Source organism: Nonomuraea sp. NPDC049709, assembly GCF_040674815.1.
Lineage (GTDB): Bacteria > Actinomycetota > Actinomycetes > Streptosporangiales > Streptosporangiaceae > Nonomuraea.
In genome coordinates, this window is record NZ_JBFANM010000051.1 from 18,799 (window position 1) to 41,628 (window position 22,830).

General features: G+C 70.1%; 17 protein-coding genes. 12 read left to right on the forward strand and 5 right to left on the reverse strand.

The genetic code is table 11. The features are described from left to right. Positions 1–36: 36 nt before the first annotated feature. Positions 37–1,671: a phospholipid carrier-dependent glycosyltransferase gene (locus AB0J69_RS39975; RefSeq protein ID WP_364128873.1), complete on the reverse strand. Its 1,635-nt coding sequence runs from the start codon at positions 1,669–1,671 to the stop codon at positions 37–39. A gap of 78 nt (positions 1,672–1,749) precedes the next feature. On the opposite strand from AB0J69_RS39975, the gene rsmI reads away from it, so the two are divergent. Both rsmI and AB0J69_RS39985 read left to right on the forward strand, forming a co-directional pair. Then, positions 1,750–2,598: a 16S rRNA (cytidine(1402)-2'-O)-methyltransferase gene (gene rsmI / locus AB0J69_RS39980; RefSeq protein WP_364128876.1), complete on the forward strand. Its 849-nt coding sequence runs from the start codon at positions 1,750–1,752 to the stop codon at positions 2,596–2,598. A 10-nt stretch (positions 2,599–2,608) separates the two neighbouring features. Further along, the gene (locus tag AB0J69_RS39985) at positions 2,609–4,195 is read left to right on the forward strand and encodes a phospholipid carrier-dependent glycosyltransferase (RefSeq protein ID WP_364128879.1); all 1,587 of its coding nucleotides are present in this window, start codon (positions 2,609–2,611) and stop codon (positions 4,193–4,195) included. On the opposite strand, the gene AB0J69_RS39990 is transcribed toward AB0J69_RS39985, so the two are convergent. After that, positions 4,131–5,678: a hypothetical protein gene (locus tag AB0J69_RS39990; protein ID WP_364128881.1), complete on the reverse strand. Its 1,548-nt coding sequence runs from the start codon at positions 5,676–5,678 to the stop codon at positions 4,131–4,133. The two genes, AB0J69_RS39985 and AB0J69_RS39990, sit on opposite strands and share 65 nt — an antisense overlap. Before the next feature lie 99 nt (positions 5,679–5,777). On the opposite strand from AB0J69_RS39990, the gene AB0J69_RS39995 reads away from it, so the two are divergent. From AB0J69_RS39995 to AB0J69_RS40010, 4 genes are all read left to right on the forward strand, one after another. Further along, complete coding sequence (locus AB0J69_RS39995; protein ID WP_364128884.1) at positions 5,778–6,998, forward strand: glycosyltransferase; 1,221 nt, start codon at positions 5,778–5,780, stop codon at positions 6,996–6,998. 73 nt (positions 6,999–7,071) lie between these two features. Beyond that, a complete protein-coding gene (metG, locus tag AB0J69_RS40000) occupies positions 7,072–8,853 on the forward strand; it encodes a methionine--tRNA ligase (RefSeq protein WP_364128886.1) in 1,782 nt (593 codons plus the stop codon). Between the two features lie 84 nt (positions 8,854–8,937). After that, positions 8,938–9,792 carry a TatD family hydrolase gene (locus AB0J69_RS40005; RefSeq protein WP_364128889.1) on the forward strand — a complete coding sequence of 285 codons (855 nt, stop codon included), beginning with the start codon at positions 8,938–8,940 and terminating at the stop codon, positions 9,790–9,792. A gap of 146 nt (positions 9,793–9,938) precedes the next feature. Continuing rightward, the gene (locus tag AB0J69_RS40010; RefSeq protein ID WP_364128892.1) at positions 9,939–10,787 is read left to right on the forward strand and encodes a ubiquitin-like domain-containing protein; all 849 of its coding nucleotides are present in this window, start codon (positions 9,939–9,941) and stop codon (positions 10,785–10,787) included. A gap of 178 nt (positions 10,788–10,965) precedes the next feature. Here AB0J69_RS40010 and AB0J69_RS40015 read toward each other — a convergent pair whose 3' ends face one another. Both AB0J69_RS40015 and AB0J69_RS40020 read right to left on the reverse strand, forming a co-directional pair. After that, complete coding sequence (locus AB0J69_RS40015) at positions 10,966–12,159, reverse strand: hypothetical protein (protein ID WP_364129031.1); 1,194 nt, start codon at positions 12,157–12,159, stop codon at positions 10,966–10,968. Then, a complete protein-coding gene (locus tag AB0J69_RS40020) occupies positions 12,159–14,486 on the reverse strand; it encodes a protein kinase (protein ID WP_364128895.1) in 2,328 nt (775 codons plus the stop codon). The genes AB0J69_RS40015 and AB0J69_RS40020 overlap by 1 nt, the downstream gene beginning before the upstream one ends. Positions 14,487–14,577: 91 nt before the next feature. Here AB0J69_RS40020 and rsmA point away from each other — a divergent pair, with 91 nt between their 5' ends. The 4 genes from rsmA to AB0J69_RS40040 all read left to right on the forward strand — a co-directional run bounded on the left by rsmA (position 14,578) and on the right by AB0J69_RS40040 (position 20,438). Further along, positions 14,578–15,417 (forward strand): 16S rRNA (adenine(1518)-N(6)/adenine(1519)-N(6))-dimethyltransferase RsmA, encoded by an 840-nt coding sequence (gene rsmA, locus AB0J69_RS40025; protein ID WP_364129034.1) that lies wholly within the window; start codon positions 14,578–14,580, stop codon positions 15,415–15,417. A 422-nt stretch (positions 15,418–15,839) separates the two neighbouring features. Then, positions 15,840–16,451, forward strand: coding sequence for an NlpC/P60 family protein (locus AB0J69_RS40030; RefSeq protein WP_364128898.1), 612 nt, complete (start codon positions 15,840–15,842; stop codon positions 16,449–16,451). Positions 16,452–17,008: 557 nt separating this feature from the next. Then, positions 17,009–17,911 carry a 4-(cytidine 5'-diphospho)-2-C-methyl-D-erythritol kinase gene (locus AB0J69_RS40035; RefSeq protein ID WP_364128900.1) on the forward strand — a complete coding sequence of 301 codons (903 nt, stop codon included), beginning with the start codon at positions 17,009–17,011 and terminating at the stop codon, positions 17,909–17,911. Between the two features lie 661 nt (positions 17,912–18,572). Further along, positions 18,573–20,438, forward strand: coding sequence for an ABC-F family ATP-binding cassette domain-containing protein (locus AB0J69_RS40040; protein WP_364128903.1), 1,866 nt, complete (start codon positions 18,573–18,575; stop codon positions 20,436–20,438). A gap of 675 nt (positions 20,439–21,113) precedes the next feature. Here AB0J69_RS40040 and AB0J69_RS40045 read toward each other — a convergent pair. Beyond that, positions 21,114–21,620: a MarR family transcriptional regulator gene (locus AB0J69_RS40045; RefSeq protein WP_364128904.1), complete on the reverse strand. Its 507-nt coding sequence runs from the start codon at positions 21,618–21,620 to the stop codon at positions 21,114–21,116. 57 nt (positions 21,621–21,677) lie between these two features. Between AB0J69_RS40045 and AB0J69_RS40050 the strand changes: the two genes are divergently transcribed. Both AB0J69_RS40050 and AB0J69_RS40055 read left to right on the forward strand, forming a co-directional pair. Further along, complete coding sequence (locus tag AB0J69_RS40050; protein ID WP_364128906.1) at positions 21,678–22,448, forward strand: trans-aconitate 2-methyltransferase; 771 nt, start codon at positions 21,678–21,680, stop codon at positions 22,446–22,448. After that, positions 22,445–22,795, forward strand: a complete 351-nt coding sequence (locus AB0J69_RS40055; protein WP_364128908.1) for a VOC family protein — start codon at positions 22,445–22,447, stop codon at positions 22,793–22,795. Before AB0J69_RS40050 ends, AB0J69_RS40055 begins: the two co-directional genes overlap by 4 nt. Positions 22,796–22,830 lie beyond the last annotated feature (35 nt).

The following is a 22,830-nucleotide window of genomic DNA, read 5'->3' on the forward strand; positions in this document are numbered from 1 at the left end:
ACCCTAAGGAACCCCTGTTGAGCCTTCTGCAGCGGTTCATATCCACCGCTTCTCGAAGAGCATGCGGGCCTTCCAGTCGACGTACGGGATCAGCTCGGCGGACAGGATGGGGTGCAGCCACCAGAAGTTGATCAGTGCGAGCAGGGCGAACGCGCCGACGGCGGCCGCCCCGATGGTACGGCGCACCGGCATCGCCCCCGTGGCCGTCGGCGTGGACGGCCCGATCAGCAACCCGGCGCACAAGGTGATGGCCAGCACCATGAACGGCACCATCGGGATGGCGTAGAACAGGAACATCGTGCGGTTGTCGGCGATGGCGAAGTAGAACCACGGCAGCCAGCCCATGGCGTAGGCCAGCAGCACGGCCCCGGCCCGCCAGTCGCGCGAGGAGACGTACCAGGCGATCAGGGCCACCAGCGCGGCCACCGCGCCGAACCAGATCACCGGCGTGCCCACGCCGAGCACGGCCTCCGAGCAGTCCTTGACGCCGCAGGCGTTCTGCTTGCCCTCGTAGTAGAAGGCCACGGGACGCAGCAGCAGCGGCCACTGCCAGGGCTCGGACATGTACGGGTGCGAGGTCTCCAGCCCGCTGTGGAAGGTGAAGACCTGCCACTGGTAGTGGACCCACGACCGCATCGAGTCGAAGACGAAGAAGAACGGGTTGCCCGGGGAGGTCGCCTGGTCCCAGTTGCGCCCGTAGCCGGTGGCGTTGACGAACCAGCCGGTCCAGGTCGCCATGTAGGCCACGAACGGCACGATGCCGAACGCCAGGACCCCCTGCGGCACGTCCTTGTTGAACGCCCCCACGTAGGGCTGCCGCAGCCCCACGGCGCGGCGGGCGCCGAAGTCCCACATCAGCGACATGATCGCGAAGGCGACCGCGAACGCCAGCCCCGACCACTTGACCGACATCGCGAAGGCCAGGCACACCCCGGCCCCGATCCGCCACCACCTGATGCCCAGGGACGGCCCCTGCGGCGAGATCGGCGAGCCCTCGTACCAGGAGACCAGCTTCTCGCGCGCCTGGTCCCGGTCGACCACCAGGCAGGCGAACGCGGCCAGCACCCAGAACATCAGGAAGATGTCCAGCAGCGCCGTGCGCGAGAGCACGTAGTGCAGGCCGTCGAGCGCCAGCAGCAGGCCCGCGAAGCAGCCCAGCAGCGTCGAGCGGGTCATCCGGCGGGCCACCCGGGCCAGGATGAGGATCGACAGCGTGCCGATCACCGCCGCCGCGACCCGCCAGCCGAACGGGTTGAGCCCGAACAGCCACTCGCCCACGCCGATCATCCACTTGCCCAGCGGCGGGTGCACGACGTAGGAGGCGCACTTCTCCAGGTCCTGCGGCGCGCACGACTGCCAGATGTCGGTGTTGCCGGCCATGATCGCCTTGTCGGCGTCCTTGATCGTGACCCGCTCGACGCCGTGGGTGATGAGCGAGAAGCCGTCCTTCATGTAGTACGTCTCGTCGAACACCACGGCCTTGGGATGGCCGAGCCCGATGAACCGCAGGATCCCCCCGAACAGGGTGACCAGCAGCGGCCCGCCCCATCCCCACAGCACGCTGCCGCGCATGGGAGGAATGACCCGATCGCGTACGGACCGCGCCTTGGGTTGGCTCTCGCCGACCTCCGAACTCTCGTAGGCCTGGTACGGGGAATCGGTCACCGCCATTCGGACATCGTACGGGCCCCAGAGCGGTGGTTACCCAAGAAACACGGTCTATTTGGGATGCCCTGCCACAATGGTCGGGTGACAGGGAACGGCAGGTTGGTGCTGGCAGGAGCCCCCATAGGCCAGGCGGGCGACGTCTCGCCCCGGCTCCGAGAGGTGCTGGCGGGCGCTGACGTCGTGGCCGCCGAGGACACCAGACGGCTGCGCAGGCTCGCGGCCGACCTGGACGTCGAGATCACCGGCCGGGTGGTGTCCTACTACGACCAGAACGAGGCGAGCCGCGCCCAGGAGCTCGTCGAGACCCTCAAGGAGGGCCGCACGGTCGTGGTGATCACGGACGCGGGCATGCCGGGCGTCTCCGACCCCGGCTACCGCCTGACGCACCTGGCGATCGAGGCGGGCGTCACGGTCACCGCGCTGCCGGGGCCGAGCGCCGTCACCACCGCCCTGGCCGTGTCGGGGCTGGCCAGCGACCGGTTCTGCTTCGAGGGCTTCCCGCCGCGCAAGCCGGGCGAGCGGGCCCGCCGCCTGGCCGGCCTGGCGGCCGAGGAGCGCACGATGGTCTTCTTCGAGGCGCCGCACCGGCTGGCCGGCTGCCTGGAGGCGATGGCGCAGGCGTTCGGTCCCGACCGGCGGGCCGCGGTGTGCCGCGAGCTGACCAAGACCTACGAGGAGGTGCGCCGCGGCGGCCTCGGCGAGCTGGCCGAGTGGGCGGCCGCGGGCGTCAAGGGCGAGATCACGGTCGTCGTCGCCGGCCACGTGCCCGGCGAGGCCGAGCAGGACTTCGACGCGCTGGTCGCGGAGGTGGACCGCAGGGTCGCCGAGGGGGAGCGGCGTAACCAGGCGGTCGCCACGGTGGCCAAGGGCGCGGGCATCCCCAAACGGGAGCTCTACGACCTGGTTCACAGGCGATCCCCCACGCCATAGGGTGCGCATCGTGAGGAACTGGGGGGTCTCGGCGCAGCGACTGGTGCCGCCGTTCCAGGGCACCGCCCTTCTGGGCTGGATCGGCCCGCTCGCGGTCGCGATCTTCGGCGGGCTCCTGCGGTTCATCAGGCTCGGCGAGCCCAAGGCCGTCGTCTTCGACGAGACCTACTACGTCAAGGACGCCTACTCGCTGATCACCCACGGCGTCGAGCGGACCATGCTCGGCGACGCCAAGGACCCCATCGCCGACCGGCGCCTCCTCGCCGGCAGCCTGGACATCTTCAAGCAGTGCGCGCAACCTGCCGACTGCGCCTCCTTCGTGGCCCACCCGCCGCTGGGCAAGTGGATGATCGGCGTGGGCGAGTGGCTGTTCGGGATGAACCCCTTCGGCTGGCGCTTCGCAGCGGCCCTCGTGGGCACGCTGTCCATCCTGGTCATGGCCCGGGTGGCCCGCCGCATGACCCGCTCGACGTTGCTGGGCTGCCTGGCCGGGCTGCTGCTGGCGCTCGACGGGCTGCACCTGGTGCTGTCGCGGACGGCGCTGCTGGACATCTTCCTGATGTTCTGGGTGCTGGCCGGGTTCGCCTGCGTGGTGGCCGATCGCGACTGGGCCCGGCGGAGGCTGGCCGACCGGTACGACAGCCGGCCGGCCGGCGAGCTGGGCCCGCGGCTGGGGTTCCGGCCGTGGCGGCTGGCGGCCGGGGTCTGCCTAGGGGCCGCGTGCGCGGTCAAGTGGTCGGGGATCTTCTTCCTCATCGCGTTCGTGGTGCTGTCGGTCATGTGGGACATGGGCGCCAGGCGGGCTCTGGGGCTGCGGGGGCCGTACCGGGGGGCGCTGTCGTACGACCTGCCCGGCGGGCTGGGGGCGATGGCGCTCGCGCCCGCGGTGACGTTCATGGCGACGTGGACGGGGTGGTTCGTCACCTCCGGCGGCTGGGGGCGCAACTGGGAGCAGGCCACCTCCTCGGGGCCCTTCTACTTCCTCTTCGACTCGACCCGGTCGTGGATCCAGTACCAGTCGCAGGTGCTCGGCTATCACAGCGGCCTGGAGAGCTATCACCCGTACATGTCGGAGCCCTGGCAGTGGCCGCTGCTGTTACGCCCGGTCTCCTTCCACTACCCCTCCGGCCTGCCGCCGTCGGCGTGCGGGAGCAGCAGCTGCTCGCAGGCCGTGCTCGGGGTCGGCACCCCCGCCCTCTGGTACGCCGCCGCGATCGCGCTGGTCGGCCTCGTCGCGTGGTACGTGGCCTCCCGCGACTGGCGGGCCGGGGCCGTGCTGCTGGCCTACGCGGCCGGCTGGCTGCCCTGGTTCTACTACGCCATCGCCGACAACCGCACGATGTACCTGTTCTACATGATCCCCGTGGTGCCGTTCATGGTGCTGGCGGTCGTGCTCATGGCCGGGCTGATCCTGGGCAGGCAGGACGCGCCGCCCACCCGGCGGGCGATCGGGGCGGCGGTCGTGGGCGCGTTCGCGCTCGTCGCACTGATCAACTTCTGGTGGCTCTATCCGGTGCTGGCGTCCGAGACGATCACGTACGCACAGTGGTGGGCCCGGATGTTGCTGCGCTCTTGGGTGACCGTCGCGCCCAAGTGACCCCGCGGCGCAGCGTGATCGCCGCCGCGACGCAGGCCAGCGGGACGGCCGGAAGCACATAGCGGTAGTCGAACTCCGCCGTCGCCGCCGGGGCCAGCAGCAGCCCCACCGCGCCCAGCCAGGGCAGCACCACCGGGCCGCCGAACTTGCGCCAGCGCACCACGACGCCGTACAGGCCGATCAGCAGGATCCCGCCGAGCATGATGCCGCGCAGGTAGAACACCTTCTGGTAGCCGCTCATGATGTCGGCCCACGGGTGCGCGATCCGCGTCTCGGCCGGGCCCTGCTCGTAGCTGAACGCGTCGGTGTCGGTCCGGCCGCCCCCGTAGGACGACCACTTCGGCAGCCGCTTGGGCTGACCGTTCTCGTCTATCTCGACGTACGGCTTGAACTGGTACATGTTGTACGTCGACTCGTCCGGGAAGCGCGGGCGCGACCAGTGGAACGAGCGGAAGAAGTCACGCGCGACCACCTTCAGGTAGTCGCCGGGCTGCGACAGGATCGCCCGCGTGGCGAACGCGCTGGCGGCGTCGTTGGTGATCTCGCTCCACTTCTTGTTGATGCCCCACCGATGGAGCACCTCGCCGGTGCCGGTGCCGTCGCCGTTGCCCTGGCCCCACAGGTACCACTGCGCGTAGTCCTTGCGCTGGCTCACCGGGTCGTTGATGCACAGCAGCAGGAGCTGGACCTCTTTGTACTTGTCGATCTCCATCTTGTTGCAGTCGGCGAAGATGGCCGTGCGCATGTACAGGATGAGGCCGTCGCTGTTGGTCATCGCGAACTTGCCGTACGCGGAGGCGAACCACCCCATGTACGCCATCACCGGGATCGCGCAGGCGGTGATGAGCGCCGTGATCGGCCGCCAGCCGGCCCGCTTGACCAGCAGGTAGAGCACCACCAGCGCCAGGATCGGCAGGCCGATCGAGCGGGTCAGCCAGGTCAGCGCCAGCAGCAGGCCGACGACCGCCCCCGCCTGCCACGTCAGCCGCCGCTTCCACAGCACCATGGTGATCACGCCCACCACGAGCAGCATGAACAGCGTGTCGGACATGACCAGCTGCTCGAGCTGGATCTGGTAGGCGTCGAACAGCACCGGCGCCGCCGCCAGCGTGGCTCCCCACTTGGGCAGCCGGAACTTGATCCGCAGCAGCGCGTAGATCAGGCAGGCCGTGGCCAGGCCCATCAGGTGCTGGGTGAAGGTCACCAAGGTGAAGCTGTGGAACGGCTTGAGCAGCATCAGCCAGGCGCTGTAGCCGTCGGGCCGGATCGGGTGCGGCCGCGGGTGCAGCGCCACCGAGACATACTCGTAGGAGTCGTTGAACCACATGGCCGGCCCGTAGCCGAGCATGGTGATGAGCCGCAGCACGGCGCCCACGCCGAAGGCCGCGGCGAACACCCGATGCCTGCGCAACATCGCCAGCGCACGTGCCAGCCGACCAGGGGCGGAGGGGTCCACAGGGGTAATCTCCGCGACGCTCACCATGCTGTAAAGAATGCCAGTCGTTTTCGCTTCCGTGCCCGAGCATGGTCGTGTTCAGGGCATGATGGTTCACTGGAAGAGCCTTAACTGAAGGGTAGACACGTGGAACTGACGGTGGTCATGCCCTGCCTCAACGAGGCGGAGACCGTGGAAGTCTGTGTGCGCAAGGCACTGGCGTGCATGGAGGAGCACGGCATCGAGGGCGAGGTCCTGATCGCCGACAACGGCAGTACGGACGGCTCACAACAGCTGGCCCGCGACGCCGGAGCCCGCGTGGTCCACGTCGACGAGAAGGGCTACGGCAACGCCCTCATGGGCGGCATCAGGGCGGCGCGTGGCAAATACGTCATCATGGGCGACGCCGACGATTCCTATGACTTCACCGCGCTGCTGCCGTTCGTCGAGCAGCTGCGCGAAGGTGCCGACCTGGTGATGGGCAACCGCTTCAGGGGCGGCATCGCCCCCGGTGCCATGCCGCCGCTCCACCGCTATCTCGGCAACCCGGTGCTGTCGTTCATCGGCCGGCTGTTCTTCCCGTCGGCGATCAAGGACTTCCACTGCGGGCTGCGGGGCTTCCGGCGCGACTCGATCCTGCGGCTGCAGCTCCAGACGGGCGGCATGGAGTTCGCCTCCGAGATGGTGGTCCGCTCCACGCTGGCCGGCCTCGACGTGCGCGAGGTGCCGACGACGCTCTCGCCCGACGGCCGCTCCCGCCCGCCGCACCTGCGCTCCTGGCGCGACGGGTGGCGCCACCTGCGCTTCCTGCTGCTCTACAGCCCCAAGTGGCTGTTCTTCTACCCCGGCGTGCTGATGATGGTCGTCGGGCTGGTCGCCGGCACGGCGCTCACCTTCGGCCCGGTGGAGATCGGCGAGCTGGCGTTCGACGTCGACACCCTGGTCGGCACGGCCGCCCTGGTGGTGATCGGGTTCCAGGCGGCGCTGTTCGCGGTGTTCACCAAGGTCTACGCGGCCGAGGAGGGCTTCCTGCCGGAGTCGCCGCGCATCCGCAAGCTGATCGACATCGTCAGCCTGGAGAAGGGCCTCGTGGTCGGCGGGCTGCTGGCGCTGGCCGGTCTCGTCGGCCTGGTGATGTCGCTGGTGCACTGGCAGGTCCGCAGCTTCGGCGAGCTCGACCCGCGCGAGTCGCTGCGCATCGTGGTGCCGTCCGCCACGGCCCTCATCATGAGCTTCCAGACCATCTTCGCCGCGCTGTTCATCAGCATCCTGGGCATCCGGCGCACCCGCGAGAGCTCCATCGACGTCGCCGCCAAGGCGGCGGAGGAGGCGGCCGAGGCGGTCTCGCTGGAACAAGCGAAGCGATGAGCTGATCCTTACGCGCCGCCGGGGCCGGCGGCGCGTAACAAATGATCATCACAGACCCCGTAGGCTTAGGACCATGTCCCAGCACATCTTGACCGCCGTAGCGTGGCCGTACGCTAACGGCCCCCGCCACATCGGGCACGTCTCAGGATTCGGCGTGCCGTCCGACGTCTTCAGTCGTTACCAGCGCATGGCGGGCAACAAGGTGCTGATGGTGTCCGGCACCGACGAGCACGGCACACCCATCCAGGTGCAGGCCGACAAGGAGGGCGTGAGCGCCAGGGAGCTGGCCGACCGCTACAACCGCGTCATCGCCGAAGACCTGACCGGGCTCGGCCTGTCCTACGACCTGTTCACCAGGACCACCACGAAAAACCACTACGCCGTGACGCAGGAGATCTTCAAGGGTCTCTATGACAACGGCTACATCTTCCCCAAGACCACGATGGGGGCGATCTCCCCGTCCACCGGCCGCACCCTGCCCGACCGCTACATCGAGGGCACCTGCCCCATCTGCGGTTACGACGGCGCGCGCGGCGACCAGTGCGACAACTGCGGCAACCAGCTCGACCCGATCCAGCTGATCAACCCCAAGAGCCGCATCAACGGCGAGACGCCGGTGTTCGCCGAGACCGAGCACTTCATGCTCGACCTGCCCGCCTTCGCCGAGGTGCTCGGCTCCTACCTGCAGGCCAAGCAGGGCGAGTGGCGGCCCAACGTGCTGAAGTTCGCGCTCAACCTGCTCGGCGACCTGCAGCCGCGGGCGATCAGCCGCGACCTCGACTGGGGCGTGCCGATCCCGCTCGACGGCTGGCGTGACCAGCCCAACAAGCGGCTCTACGTGTGGTTCGACGCGGTCATCGGCTACCTGTCGGCCTCCATCGAGTGGGCCAGGCGCTCGGGCGACCCCGACGCGTGGCGCCAGTGGTGGCAGAACCCCGACGCCCGCGGCTACTACTTCATGGGCAAGGACAACATCGTCTTCCACGCCGAGATCTGGCCGGCGATGTTGTTCGGCTACAGCGGCATCGGCGCGCGTGACGGCTCGCCGGGCTCGCTGGGGGCGCTCGACGTGCCGTCCGAGGTGGTCTCCAGCGAGTTCCTGACGATGGAGGGCAAGAAGTTCTCCTCCTCCCGCCAGGTCGTCATCTACGTGCGCGACTTCCTCGCCCGCTACGACGCCGACGCGCTGCGCTACTACATCGCGGTGGCCGGCCCGGAAAACCAGGACACCGACTTCACCTGGCAGGAGTTCGTCAACCGCAACAACGGCGAGCTGGTCGCGGCCTGGGGCAACCTGGTCAACCGGTCGATCTCGATGGCGGCGAAGAACTTCGGGGTCGTGCCCGAGGCCGGCGATCTGACCGATGCCGACCGCGCGCTGCTGGAGCGCTCGCGCAACACGTTCGGCCCGGTGGGCGCGGAGCTGGAGCGCTCGCGCTTCAAGAACGCCATCACCGAGGCGTTCGACGTGGTCCGCGAAGCCAACAAATACCTGGCCGACCAGGAGCCGTGGAAGCTCAAGGAGGACCCGGAGCGGCAGAAGTCGATCCTGCACGTCGCGCTGCAGGTGGTCGACGACGCCAAGACCATGCTCACGCCGTTCCTGCCCGGCTCCTCCAACAAGGTCTTCGCCATGCTGGGCGGCGAGGGCGTCTGGTCGGGCATGCCGGAGATCCACGAGGTCGACGAGGACGGCGGCACCCCCTACCCGGTGATCACCGGCGAATACGACGGGGCGGCCCGCTGGGAGCACCGGCCGATCAAGCCGGGCACGCCGCTGGCGCCGCCCGTGCCGCTGTTCAAGAAGCTCGACCCGAAGGTCGTGGACGAGGAGCTGGCCCGGCTGGGCGAGTGACCTCATAGTTCTCGAGGGCGATGGCGGAGGGGCCTTCCCGGCCCCGCCATCGCCCTGTCCGCGCCGGGGGCTAATTTGGATGGCGTGACCAAGCTACCTGCCGCCCCAGAGCCGCTCTCCGCACCTGTGTTCGACAGCCACTGCCACCTCGACATCATGGTGGGCAACCGGCAGGCGTCGTCCGGCGACCCGGTGGCGCAGGCCGCGCAGGCGGCGTCGGCCAGCGTACGGAGCATCCTCGACGACGCGCGGGCCGTCGGCGTGACGAGGCTGGTCACGATCGGCTACGACCTGAAGTCCTCCCGCTGGAACGCGGAGGTGGCCACCGGGGAGGAAGGCGTGTACGCCGGAGTGGCCATCCACCCGAACGAGGCCCACGAATCCACCCCCGAGGTGCTGGCCGAGATCGAGAGCCTGGCGGGGTGGCCGGAGGTGCGGGCCGTGGGGGAGACGGGCCTCGACTACTACCGCGACTGGGCGAGCAAGGACGACCAGCACGCGAGCTTTCGCGCGCACATCGAGATCGCCAAGCGGACCGGCAAGGCGCTGGTCATCCACGACCGCGACGCGCACGACGACGTGCTGAAGGTGCTGGCCTCGGAGGGCGCGCCGGACAAGGTCGTCTTCCACAGCTTCTCGGGCGACGCCGAGATGGCGAAAAAGTGCGTTGAAGCTGGATATTTCATGTCGTTCTCCGGGCCTGTGACGTACAAGAACGCCGCCTACCTCCGCGCGGCGGCCGAGGTCGCGCCCGCCGAGCTCATGCTGGTCGAGACCGATGCCCCCTACCTGCCGCCGGTCCCGCACCGTGGCAAGCCCAACGCCCCCTACCTCATCCCGCTCACCCTGCGCTGCCTGGCTGAGGTCAAAAAGGTCCATCCGGACGAGCTGTGCGAGGCGATCAGCGTCAACGGAGTCACGGTCTTCGGCGAGTGGTGACCATCTTTTGGTGAACCGGTGGATGCAGGGAAGCGGCCGCCGCTAGCGTTCGGGCGGTCCTGACCCCTCACCGGAGGTGGTTCGTGCGAGGAAAGAGGCGTGCGCCCCGTCCGCCGATCCCGTGGCGTTCTGCGTGGACGCCGGTCGTGTGCCTGGCCGGCGCGGTGGCCGTCGGCGCGCTCGTGACCGTGTCATTCCTGGTCAAAGAGGTCATAGTGGTGGTGGACGGCGAGCGTACGCCGGTCCGCGCCTTCGGCGGGACCGTGGCGGAGGTGCTCGCCGACGCCGGGGTGCCGGTGGAGTACGGCGACGTCGTACGCCCGTCGGCCCAGGAGGCGGTCGCCGACGGCACCACGATCGAGGTGCGCCGCGCCCGCCCCCTCACCCTGACCCTCGACGGCCGCACCAGCACGCACCTGGTCACCGCCACGAACGTGGGCGACGCCCTGGCCGAGCTCGACATCACCCCGGCCGCCGGCAAGCTGTCGGCCCCGCGCGCCGACGCGGTGCCGCTGGAGGGGATGGAGCTGACGGTCTACACCAGGCGGAAGGTGTACGTGGTGGCGGGCACCACGCGGCTGACCTCGCGTACGACGGCGAGAACGGTGCGCGAGGTGCTCAGGCAGAAGCGCATCGCGCTGCGGCGCGGCTACCAGGTGAGCCCGCCCCTGGGCAGCTTCCCCAAGGACGGAACGGTCATCACGGTCACCCCACCCCGGACCGTACCGATCCAGCCCGCCATCGCCCAGCTCAACTGGCCGGCCCTGGCCGAGTGCGAGTCCCGGGGCGACCCGCAGGCGTACAACCCGAACGGCCCCTACTACGGCATGTACCAGTTCAGCCTGGCCATGTGGCAGGCCGTCGGCGGGATGGGCCTGCCGACCACCTGGCCGGTGGAGGAGCAGACCTACCGGGCGCAGGTCCTCTACCAGCAGGTGGGCGGCAAGTGGCAGGGCCAGTGGCCTAACTGCGGCGACCGCCTGTTCGGCCCCTGACCCTTCCCCGACCGGATACGGCGACGGCCTGTCCGGTCCCAGACCCCTCCCTGACGGGATACGGCGACGGCCTGTCCGGTCCCAGACCCCTCCCTGACGGGATACGGCGACCGCCTGTCCGGCCCCAGACCCCTCCCTGACGGGATACGGCGACCGCCTGTCCGGCCCCTGACCTTCCTTAACCGGATACGGACACCCCGAAGTCGGCTCCCTTGGGCGGCTGGAGCGGCTCCAGCGTCTCGGCGTTCCGCCCGGCCACCGCGACCTTCCCGGACGGCGCCGCGTCCGGCTGTCCCACGTACAGCTTGTTGCCGCTGAAGGCCACCGCCCAGCCGAACAGTCCGTCCTTGGTGGCCAGCCTCCGGTCCTCGGAGGCGTCCTTCCACGACACCACCCGGACGCCCCCGCCGTACGGGGCGCCGATCGCCAGCCGGCCGTCGGCCGAGGTCGCCATCGAGAACCCGAACGCCTGCTTGCCCGCCTGCGTCACCGTCCTCGTGGGCTTCCTGGCGGGGTCCAGGAGCTGGACGCTGCCCGGGCCCGGCGAGCTGACGGCGTAGCCGGAACCCTCGGAGTACGCGACCGCGTACCCGTACCGGTCGCCGGAGGCGTTGGTCGGGGAGTCCAGCTTCAACGAGGTGATCTTCGAGGCCAGCACGTCGTCGATGAAGACGACCGAGCCCGAGTCGATCTTGCCGGCCTCGATCTGGCGGCCCGCGCCGTCGTCGTTCTCGTACGGGACGCCGACGACCAGCCCGTTCTTCGGCCCGAACGCCATCGACCAGCCGAACTGGTCGCCCACCTCGCTGTTGCCCCGCACGTCCACGGTCTCCTGGCTGATCCGGCGCAGCTCACCCGCGCCCTTGCGCACGTAGACGGCGCCCACGTCCAGGAGCTGGGCCTCGTCCTCGTAGGGCGCGCCGATCGCGACCAGGTCGCCGCGGGCGGCCAGCGACCAGCCGAAGTGCGCGAACTGCTGGGGCTGGGGCGGGGCCAGGCGCTGCGGGGGCGTGGTGCCGCCGCCATAGACCACGTACGCGGCCCCGGCGTCCTCGGCGCCGTCGACGTCCGCGTAGGGGGCGCCGATCACCAGGTCGGCGCAGGCGTCGCCGTTGACCTGCGCCAGCCGTACGGACCAGCCGAAGCCGTCGCCCGCGGCCAGCCCCGGAACGCTGACCGGCACGACCTTCCCCCCGGACAGGACGTGCACCGCCCCCTTCTGCTCGTCGGCGAACGGATCGCCCACGGCCACGTCGTCCACGCCGTCACCGTCGAAGTCGGCGACCCCGGCACAGGCCACGGCCGTCGTGGTGGCGCCGAGGCCCGGGACCCCCGTCGCGAGCAGGAGCGCGAGGAGCGCGGATCTGATCATCACAGACCCACCTCGATCTGCTTGCCGTTCTCGAGCATGGTGGCCGTCATCTTCACGGGCTTGCGGTACGTGGCCAGGTCGAACACGAACGCGCTGTCCACCCGCGCGCCCGGCAGGATCGCCGGAGGCAGCGTGACGGGAGCCGCGTCGTGCTCACCGCCCCGGTCGTCGACCATGGTGACCACGGGCTGGATCAGGACCCGGCGCTCGCCGCCCGGGTTGAGCATCGTCCAGCGGATCACGCAGAGCTGGCCCTCGGCGGAGACCGTGCCCTCGTACTCCTTCAGCCCGCACTCCGGGGCCGTCGCGACGATCGCGACGGGGTCGTCGAAGTTGCCGCCCAGCGCGAACCTGCGGCCTACGTCGTTGGGACCGGCGCTGGTCGCGACCTGGGACGGGGTGCCCGGGGTGGCGGTCGTGACGGTGTTGCGCGCGGAGGTGACGATCAGCACGGCCACCGTCACGACGATGGCCAGCACGGCGGCCGCGGCGGCGATCAACCACCGGGTGCCCGGCGTGCGCGCTCCGCCGAGGGTGTCGGGCTCGTCACCGGCGACCGCGGGGGCGGTCCGGCCGCCCGGCTGGGTCTCGGTGCCTAAGCCGCTCCCTTGCCGTACCTGTGCCGCCTGCCCCTGCTGCCACGGCGGCACGAGCTCCTGTGCCGCCTGCCCCGCCTGCTCGCGCCCCTGGGCCGACTGGCCTTGCTGCCGCGGCTGCCCGCGCTCCTGGCCTGGCTGGACTGGCTGGTCTTGTTGCCGCGCCTGCTCGCGTTCCTGGGCCGACTGGCCTTGTTGCCGCGCCTGCTCGCGCCCCTGGACCGGCTGCCCTTGCTGCCATGCCTGAGCCTGCTCATGTCCCTGCGCCGGCTGGCCGCGTTCGCCTCCCTGAGTCGGCTGCTGCTGCCGCTCCTGGGCGCGCTCCGACTCCCGCCGGGACGCCCCTCCGGAGCGGAACAGCCCCCGAGCCCGCTCCCGCAACGGCTCCCTCGGCGGCGCCTGGTCGGGGACCTTCCACCGTGCCAGCTCCTCTTTGGCCGCCGCCTCCTCCCGCCGAGCCAACTCCTCCACCGACGCGGCACCCTGCGACGGCACATTCGCCGCCTCGCCGGAACCAGGCACGCCGGGCGCGCCGGCCGCGCCGAGAGAACCCGGCGAACCGGGCGCACCCGGCACACCGGGCGCTGACGTGGGACCGGTCGCCGGGTTGGTGGGCGCCCGCCCCCCGGAAGCCGGCGCTCGCCCACCAGCAGCCGGCGCACCACCCCCAGCCGCCGGACCGGAATTCGCCGGACCGGAATTCGCCGGGTTGGAGCCCCCCGCACCCTCCGCACCGAATGCCGCAGGCGGCACGCTGGGCGCCCGCCCCGTCGCATCACTCGGCGGCGGCGTCGTGAACGTGGCCGTGATGTCCGGCTCGTCCACCACGTTCTGCGGCGGCTGCCATTCGCTGAGCATCTCGGTCGCCACCAGGGTCGGCGGATCGGCCACCGCCGCCGGTGCTGGTGCAGTGCCTCCCACCAGGGCGATCAGCAGGTCCTGCGCGGTGGGCCGCAGGGCGGCGTCCATCGAGGTGGCCCGCCGTACGAGCTCGTTGAGCGGCGCCGGCAGCGCGCCCAGGTCGGGCGGGGTGTTCAGCACGCGCGTGGCCAGCGTGATGGGGTCACCACGCCCGAACGGATGCCGCCCGTTCCCGGCGTAGGCCACCAGGCAGCCCCAGGCGAAGATGTCGGCCGCCGGATTGACGACCTCCCCCCGTACCTGCTCGGGCGCCCACCATCCAGGGCTCCCCAGCAGTTCGCCGGAGAGCGTGAACCCCGTCTCCCGGTCGAGCGCCCGCGCGATGCCGAAGTCGATCACGCGCGGCCCCGACAGCGAGAGGATCACGTTCGCCGGCTTCAGGTCCCGGTGCACCAGCCCCGACACGTGGATCGCCGCCAGTGCCGCCGCGACCCCCAGCGCGACGCCGTGCAACGGCCCCGGGTCCAGGGCCCCGTACTTCGAGATCTGGTCCGACAGAGGAGTGCCCGCGATGTACTCGGTCACCATGTACGGGCGCCCGTCCCCGGTGTTGCCGTTGTCCAGCACCTGGGCCGTACAGAACGACGCCACCCGGCGGGCGTTCTCCACCTCCGCATGGAACCTGGCCGCGAAACCCTCCTGATTGGCGAACTCCGCCTTCACCACCTTGAGCGCGACGAAACGCCCCGTGGGTGCCCTCGCGAGGAACACGGTTCCCATCCCGCCCTCGCCGAGTCGCCCCAGCAGCCGGTACGGCCCGATCTCCCGCAGGTCGGTCGGCCGGAGCGGCGCGGCGCCCGTTGGCTCCATGAGGGACGTTCCTTCCTGTTCCACGCCATCCTCTCCTTTGGTCTCCCCATCCGCCATCACACGTTCTTCGATGCGAGAGACTGATTGGATGATGAGGCTGTTGGGCCCTGCAGAAATACGTATTTTGGCGAACAAGCTAGATCTTCGCCCGACAAAAAAACTTGGCCAGAACTTCGTGATCGACGCAGGGACCGTCCGGCGCATCGTCCGCGTGGCCGATCTGTCCCCTGATGACGTGGTCATAGAGGTGGGGCCGGGGCTCGGCTCGCTGACCCTCGCGCTCCTGCCGTCGGCCGCGCACGTGGTCGCCGTCGAGATCGACCCGGTGCTGGCCGGCCAACTCCCCATCACCGTGGCCGAGCGCGACGCGGCCGACAAGCTCACGGTCGTTCACGCCGACGCCATGAAGATCACCCTCGACGACCTGGCGGGCCACGTCCCCACGGCCTTGGTGGCCAACCTCCCGTACAACGTGGCCGTCCCCGTGGTGCTGCACGTCCTGGAGGCCCTCCCGTCGCTGCGCAAGGGCCTGATCATGGTGCAGGCGGAGGTAGCCGACCGGCTCGCCGCCGGCCCAGGCTCGAAGGTGTACGGGGTGCCGTCGGTCAAGGCCGCCTGGTACGCGGACGTACGCCGAGCCGGCCAGGTCGGCCGCACGGTCTTCTGGCCCGCCCCCAACGTCGATTCCGGCCTCGTCTCCCTGGTCCGCCGCGACCCACCGGCCACGACGGCCTCGCGCGAGGAGGTCTTCGAGGTGGTGGACGCCGCCTTCGCACAGCGCCGCAAGACCCTGCGAGCGGCCCTCGCCTCCTGGGCCGGCACCCCCGCCGACGCGGAGCGCACCCTACGGGCCGCCGGCGTGGACCCATCGGCGAGGGGCGAACAGTTGGACATCCACGCCTTCGCCCGCATAGCCGAGCTCAGACCCTGAACGGCACACCCATCTGAACGGCCCCGGGGCCGGAGCCCAAACCCTCCTGCCCTGAGGCCCTGTCCCCAGCCCCGCAGCCACCCGCGCCCTCCATCCCCAGCCCCGCAGCGCCCACCTTCGCTGTCCATGGCCCCGCAGCACCGACCCTCGCTGTCCACAGAACCGCAGCCGACCGCCTCCGCCTCCACAGAACCGCAGCCGCCTCACCCCGCTGTCCATAGCCCCGCAGTTGCTTACGCCCGCTGTCCGCAGAACCGCAGCCGCCTCACCCCGTTGTCCGCAGAACCGCAGCCGCCCACGCCCGCTGTCCACAGCCCTCAGCTGCCCATCCCCGCTGTCCACAGAACCGCGCTCGGCCCATCCCCGTCCCCTCCCACCCGCCGATCCTGGCCTCCCACCCCCGATCAACCCGGAGGCCACCCATGACCGAGCCCACCGTCTCCCTGTGGCTCACCCTCAGCGGAGCTCTGCTGACAGCCGTCCTCACCACCACCCTGACCACGACCGCCGCCCGAGCAGCCACTCCCACCGGATCCGCGACCGAGACCCAGATCGCCGCCACCCTCACCCGAGCGGCAACCCCGGCCAAGCTCCTGCTGACCAAGAAGAAGCAGAAACTCCTCACAAGGGGCCAGATCGCCGCCGCAGCCGCCCTGACCCAGCTCGGCGTCTCCTTCTCCTGGGGTGGAGGCTCAGCGAAGGGCCCGACCCTCGGGATAGGCAGGGGAGCCTCCACCAGAGGCTTCGACTGCAGCGGCCTCACCCTCTACGCCTGGTCCAGAGCGGGCATACGGCTGGCCCACTACACAGGCACCCAGTTCCGCCAGGGCCGCAGGATCCCTTTCGGCGCCCGCCGTACAGGCGACCTGCTCTTCTTCGGCCGCGGCACGGGAGACCCCACCCACGTGGCCCTGTTCCTGGGAGGAAGCCTGATGATCCACGCCCCGAGGACAGGCGACGTGGTCAAACGAACCAACTTCCTCAACACGCCCTACTACCGCACCACCTTCCGAGGCGCCGTACGCCCAGGCTGACGACTCACCCCTCGACCGTCCCCGAGCCGCCCAAGCGCCACAGCCGTTCAGGCGTCCACAGTCGTCCAAGCGTCCACAGTCGTCCAAGCGCCCACAGCCGCCCAAGCGTCACAGTCGTCCAAGCGTCACAGCCGCACAGAAGCGTCACAGGGACGGCCTGACCGTCAGCCCCTGACGGTCAGGCCCTGACCGTCAGCCCCTGACCGTCTCGGACCTTGACCGTCTCTTGAGACGCCTGCCATTCCACGACCGGTCACATCCGCACCGCGCTCAAAGGACAGGCGACCAGCGACCCCGAGAACCCCCGCAACCCCTCCCCGAGAGGCCCCCCACGACTGGCGTATTCACCAGGTAGTTCACGGTGCCGGGACCACCATCTGACCGAATCACTCTTCGTGACTTGCGAGGATCGGGCAAATGCCTACTATCTTGACTCTCTGTGTTGAGGAGTCGGCAGTACCCCAGGTCATATTTCAAGAACCGCATGTCAGGGCAGCGTGCCCCGATAACATCGAGTGTCCTTGACCCCGGCAAGTGATGAGAGTGGCAGAAGATCGATGAGTTCGGTGACCGTACGTGTGCCCGCGAAGGTCAACGTGCAGCTTTCTGTCGGCCCGCTCAGGGAAGATGGCTACCACGACCTGGTCAACGTCTTCCACGCAGTATCGATCTTCGATGAGGTGGTGGCGAAGGAGTCCGAGTCGATCACCGTGCAGGTGAACGGCAAGTGGTCCGACCAGGTGCCCACCGACGACGGCAACCTGGCGATCCGGGCCGCTCGCGCGCTCGCCAAACACGCGGGTCGCACTTATGGCGCCGATCTCATCATCCAGAAGGACATCCCCGTGGCCGGTGGCATGGCGGGCGGCAGTGCCGACGCCGCCGGTGCGCTGGTCGCCTGCAACGAGCTGTGGGGTTTGGGGCTGCCCATGGAAGATCTCATGGAGATCGCCGGAGACCTCGGCAGCGATGTCCCGTTCTCGCTGATCGGCGGCACGGCGGTCGGGACCGGGCGCGGTGAGCAGCTGAGCGAGTTGCCCACCGGGGGCACGTTCCACTGGGTGTTCGCGCTGGCCAACGGCGGCCTCTCGACGGCCAGTGTGTACGCCGAGTGCGACCGCCTCAGGGAGGCTTCCGGGGCCGATGTCCCCTGGCCCCAGCTGAACGACTCGCTCATGGAGGCCCTCGGCACCGGCGACGCATACGCCCTCGGCACTCACCTGAGCAACGACCTCCAGGCCGCCGCCCTCAACCTCCGCCCCGAGCTGGCACCCACCCTCGACTCTGGCCGCCAGCACGGCGCGCTGGGCGCGATCGTCTCCGGCTCGGGCCCGACCTGCGCCTTCCTGGCCATCGACGCCACCCACGCCCGCGACCTGGCCCGCAGCCTGACCAGCACCGGCGCCGCCCACACCGCGGTAGCCGCCCACGGCCCCGTCCACGGCGCCACCCTGGTCTGACCCCGGCCGCCCATTCCAACGCGCGCAGGCCCGGGGCGGCCTCCGGGCCTGCGCGAGATCACCCGGATACACGCGCCGCCTGTCCGCTCGCGGCGCGTGTCGCAGGTGGTCCAGTTGCGCTGATGCCGCAGACCGTCCAGTTGTGCTGATGCCGAGGGTGCTCTGGTCGCGGTGACGCCGCAGACGATCCGGTCGCGGTGATGCCGCAGACGATCCGTTCGTGGTGGTGCCATGGACGAGGGCGTGCCGCGATACCAGACCAAATGTGCTCTCGGCGAGGGCGTGCCGCGATACCAGACCAAGTGCGCCGCGGCGAGGGCTTGTGACGATGCCCCGGCCAAGGCGGTCCCGCCTCTGCCACCCGCCCTCATATGTCGCCTGCCGCGCAGCGCTCGCGTGCCGCCTGCTGGTCGGGCGGGGTACAGCACGGGAGCCCCGAGACCCCGCCCAGAGGCAGGCTGCGCTCGGGCGGCGCCAACGGGAGGACTGGTGCTCGGCGGCGCCTACGGGGAGGACCAGCGCTCGGGCGATGGGGTGCTGGCCGGGCGATGCGGCACGGTGGCACCCGAGACCCCGTCTACGGGGAGGACTTGTGCTCGGGCAGTGAGGTGCCCGTTGGGCGGGTGGGAGGTCGGTGGGGAGCCGATACCCTGGGAAGGCCATGAATCTGGTCAATCTTGAGTCGGTTTCCCATGCGTATGGGCCCAAGCCACTCCTCAGCGACGTCTCCCTCGGTGTGGAGGCCGGCGAACGCATTGGCGTCGTCGGGCGCAACGGCGGCGGCAAGACGACCCTGCTCTCGGTCATCGCAGGAGCCGTACGACCTGACAGCGGTCGTGTCACCCACAACCGTGGCCTGCGGGTCGGGTTCCTGTCGCAGCAGGACGACCTCGACCCCACGGCCACCATTCGACAGACGGTCCTCGGCGGGCTGGCCGAGCACGAGTGGGCCGGTGATCAGCGGGTCCGCGAGATCCTGTCCAACCTGATCGGCGACCTCGACCTCGACTCCAGGGCCGGTGATCTGTCCGGCGGCGAGCGCAGGCGTACGGCGCTGTCCCGGCTGCTCATCGACGACCACGACCTGATCATGCTGGACGAGCCCACGAACCACCTCGACATCGAGGCCATCGCGTGGCTGGCCGGGCACCTGGCGGTGCAGAAGAACGCGCTGGTGGTCGTGACGCACGACCGGTGGTTCCTCGACGCCGTGTCCACCCGCACCTGGGAGGTCGTGGACGGCCGGGTCGAGCGCTACGAGGGTGGTTATGCCGCCTATGTGCTGGCCAAGGCCGAGCGCGCGCGGATCGCCCAGGTCACCGAGGAACGCCGCCAGAACCTCATGCGCAAGGAGATCGCCTGGCTGCGCCGCGGCCCGCCCGCCCGTACGTCCAAGCCGAAGTTCCGCATCGAGGCCGCCCAGGCCCTGATCGCGAACGAGCCCCCAGCGCGCGAGACCGTCGAGCTCATGCGGTTCGCCGCGGCCCGGCTCGGCAAGACCGTCTACGACCTCGAAGACGTCACCCTGCACGCCGGCGGTCCCGGCACCGGGCCGCTGGTGCTCGACCACCTCACGTGGCAGTTCGGCCCGGGTGACCGGATCGGGCTGATCGGCGTCAACGGGTCCGGCAAGTCGTCCGTGCTGCGGTTGCTCGCCGACACGATCAAGCCCGACTCCGGGCGGGTGGTCCGCGGCAAGACGGTACGTCTGGCGCACCTGTCCCAGGAACTGGCCGAGCTCGACCCGACGCGGCGCGTGCTGGAGACGGTCGAGGAAGTACGCAAATACCTCCAGCTCGGCAAGAGGGAGTGGACCGCTTCCCAACTCCTCGAACGCCTCGGCTTCCGGGGCGAGGCGCAGTGGAAGATGGTCGGCGACCTGTCGGGCGGTGAGCGGCGGCGGCTGCAGCTGCTCCGGCTCCTGATGGACGACCCCAACGTCCTGCTGCTCGACGAGCCCACCAACGACCTCGACATCGAGACGCTCAACGAGCTCGAAGACCTGCTGGACGGCTGGCCCGGCACGCTGATCCTGGTCAGCCACGACCGCTACTTCCTGGAGCGGGTGACCGACCGTTCTGTGGCGCTGCTCGGCGACGGCAAGTTGTCACTGCTGCCGGGCGGGGTGGAGGAATACCTCGAACGGCGCGCGGCGGGCACGGCCGTGACCGCCCGCCTCGCCACCGCCGCGACGACGGGCCGTCCCGACGCCGGTGGTGCGGTGTCCAGTGGCCCGGCGACCGTCGGTACGGTCGCAGGAGCGGCGGCTCCCGACACGTCCGGCCAGGTGAAGGACGGCGGGCTGTCGGCCAAGGAGGAACGGGAGCTCCGTAAGGAGCTCAGCCGCCTCGAACGCCAGCTCGACAAGCTGGGTGACCAGGAGTCCCGCCTCCACGCCGCCATGGCGGAGGCGGCCAGCGACTACGCCAAGCTCGGCTCGCTTGATGCCCAGCTTCGCGATATCACGGCCCAGAAGGACACGATCGAGGCCGAGTGGCTGGAAGTGGCCGACCGCCTGGGCGACTGACCGGACGCCCGCCAGCGTTCCTGGCTCGGGGGATGGCCGACTTCACACGGCTGTTCCCCGGCTTGAGGGGGCCGGGGACGGTTGACTTGGCGCGCGGTCGTTCCGAGGTCTGTGGACACGACCCGGTGCGGCCGTGCCCGGCTCTGGACGGGCCGGGACACGGCGGTCAGGCGCAGCACGGTTCGCAGGCGCCGGGCCGGCGTGTCTTGAGCGGATGTGGCAGGTGGAGTTGCGCTGCGTGCGTGCGGGGTTGAGGTCTGCGGCGCCGGAAGGTTGAGCGGGGTGGAGGGCTGCGGCGCCGGAAGGTTGAGCGGGGTGGAGGGCTGCGGCGCCGGAAGGTCGAGCGGGGTTGAGATCTGCGGCGCCGGAAGGTTGAGCCGGGTTGAGGTCCTTCCGCGCCGGAAGTTGAGCGGGATTGAGGGCTGCGCCGCCAGAAGGTTGAGCGGGGTCAAGGCTCGGACGGGGGCTCGCCTTGGGCTGGGTCGGTCTGGGAGGGGGCTTGCCTGGGCTGGGTGGGTCTGGGACGGGACCCGCCTGAGCTGGGTCGGCAGGGGCGGGTTCGCCTGGGCGGGGTGGTGGCGGATGCAGGTGTCTGGGGGTGGGAGGCGGGAGAGCGTCCCCGAAGAGAGTCGGCGGGAAGCGTCCCGGGGAGGGGCGCCGGATGGCGTTCGAGGGTCAGCGGGGGGAGTCGAAGGGGGCGAGGAGGGTGCGGAGGAGGGACGCGAGGGTGCGCTGATCGGCCTCGCCCAACCCCGACAACAACTCCTGCTCCCGCCGCAACAAGTCCGCGAACGCCGCGTCCACCCGCGCCAACCCCGTGTCCGTCAGCGACACCAGTACCCCCCGCCGGTCCTCGGGATCGGGCCGTCGCCGTACCAGCCCCGCCTGGGCGAGGCGGTCGATGCGGTTCGTCATCGTCCCAGAGGTCACCAGCGTGGCCCGCAGCAAGGTCCCGGGGCTGAGCTCGTACGGCTTCCCGGCCCGCCGCAGCGCCGTGAGCACGTCGAACTCCCACGGCTCCAGATCGTGTTCGGCGAACGCCGCCCGCCGCGCCCGGTCGAGATGCTTGGCCAGTCGTGACACCCTGGAGAGCACCTGGAGCGGCTCGACGTCGAGGTCGGGGCGCTCCGTTCGCCAAGCCGCGACGAGCCGATCGACCTCGTCTCTAGCATCCTCCGTCATGACACAAGAGTGTACTGTCTTGACATCGAGATATCTCTCTCGATATCAATTATCTTCATGTCAAGAGATATCTGGGACCCTGTGACGTACGCCGTCTACGCGGACGAGCGGTCGCGGCCGTTCATCGAGCTGATCTCCAGAGTGGGGGCGGTCGCGCCCGATTATGTCGTGGACGCGGGCTGCGGCAGCGGTGAACTCACCGTGGAGCTGGGCAATCGCTGGCCCGAGGCGACGATCGAGGGCTTCGACTCCTCGCCGGCGATGATCACCAAGGCCCGCAAGCTGGAGACCCCGATCAGGTTCGCGGTCGCCGACGTCGCCATGTGGCGCCCCGACCGGCCCATGGACGTGATCATCTCCAACGCCGTGCTGCAGTGGGTGCCCGAGCACCGCGACGTGCTGGAGCACTGGATGGAGAACCTGGCGCCGGGCGGCTGGCTGGCCTTCCAGGTGCCGGGCAACTTCGACGCCCCCAGCCACGTCGCGATCCGCGAGCTGTGCTCCTCCCGCGCCTGGTCGGACAAGCTCGGCGGTTTCACCAGGGGAAACCCGGTCGGCGAGCCCCTCGAATACGTCGACATGCTCAACGACGGCGGCTCCCAGGCGGACGCGTGGGAGACGACGTACGTGCACATCCTGCACGGGGAGAACCCCGTCCTCGACTGGGTCTCCGGCACCGCCCTGCGCCCGATCCTGGACCGCCTCGACCCGGACGAGCAGCGGCGGTTCAAGCAGGACCTGGCCGGCCCGCTCGCCGAGGCCTATCCGGCCAGGAGCTACGGCACGCCCTTCCCGTTCAGGAGGATCTTCGTGGTGGCGCAGCGATGAGGATCACCCGGTTGCACCACGTGCAGCTCGCCGCGCCGAGGGGCAGCGAGCCGCTGTTAAGAGAGTTCTACGAGGGCGTCCTCGGCCTGCGCGAGGTGCCCAAGCCGCCGGAGCTGGCCGACCGGGGCGGCGCCTGGTTCAGGGGTGACGGCGTGGAGGTCCACCTCGGCATCGAGGACGACTTCAGGCCCGCCCGCAAGGCCCACCCCGCCTTCCTGGTGGACGATCTCGCCGCGTACGCCGCCAAACTGCCCGACGCCGTCCCTGACCACCTGTTCCCCGGATACCGGCGGATCTACGTCTCTGACCCGGTTGGCAACAGAATCGAACTCCTGCAACCCGTGTGATGTTCACCCAACGGTGGCATCATGGTCCGAAATCG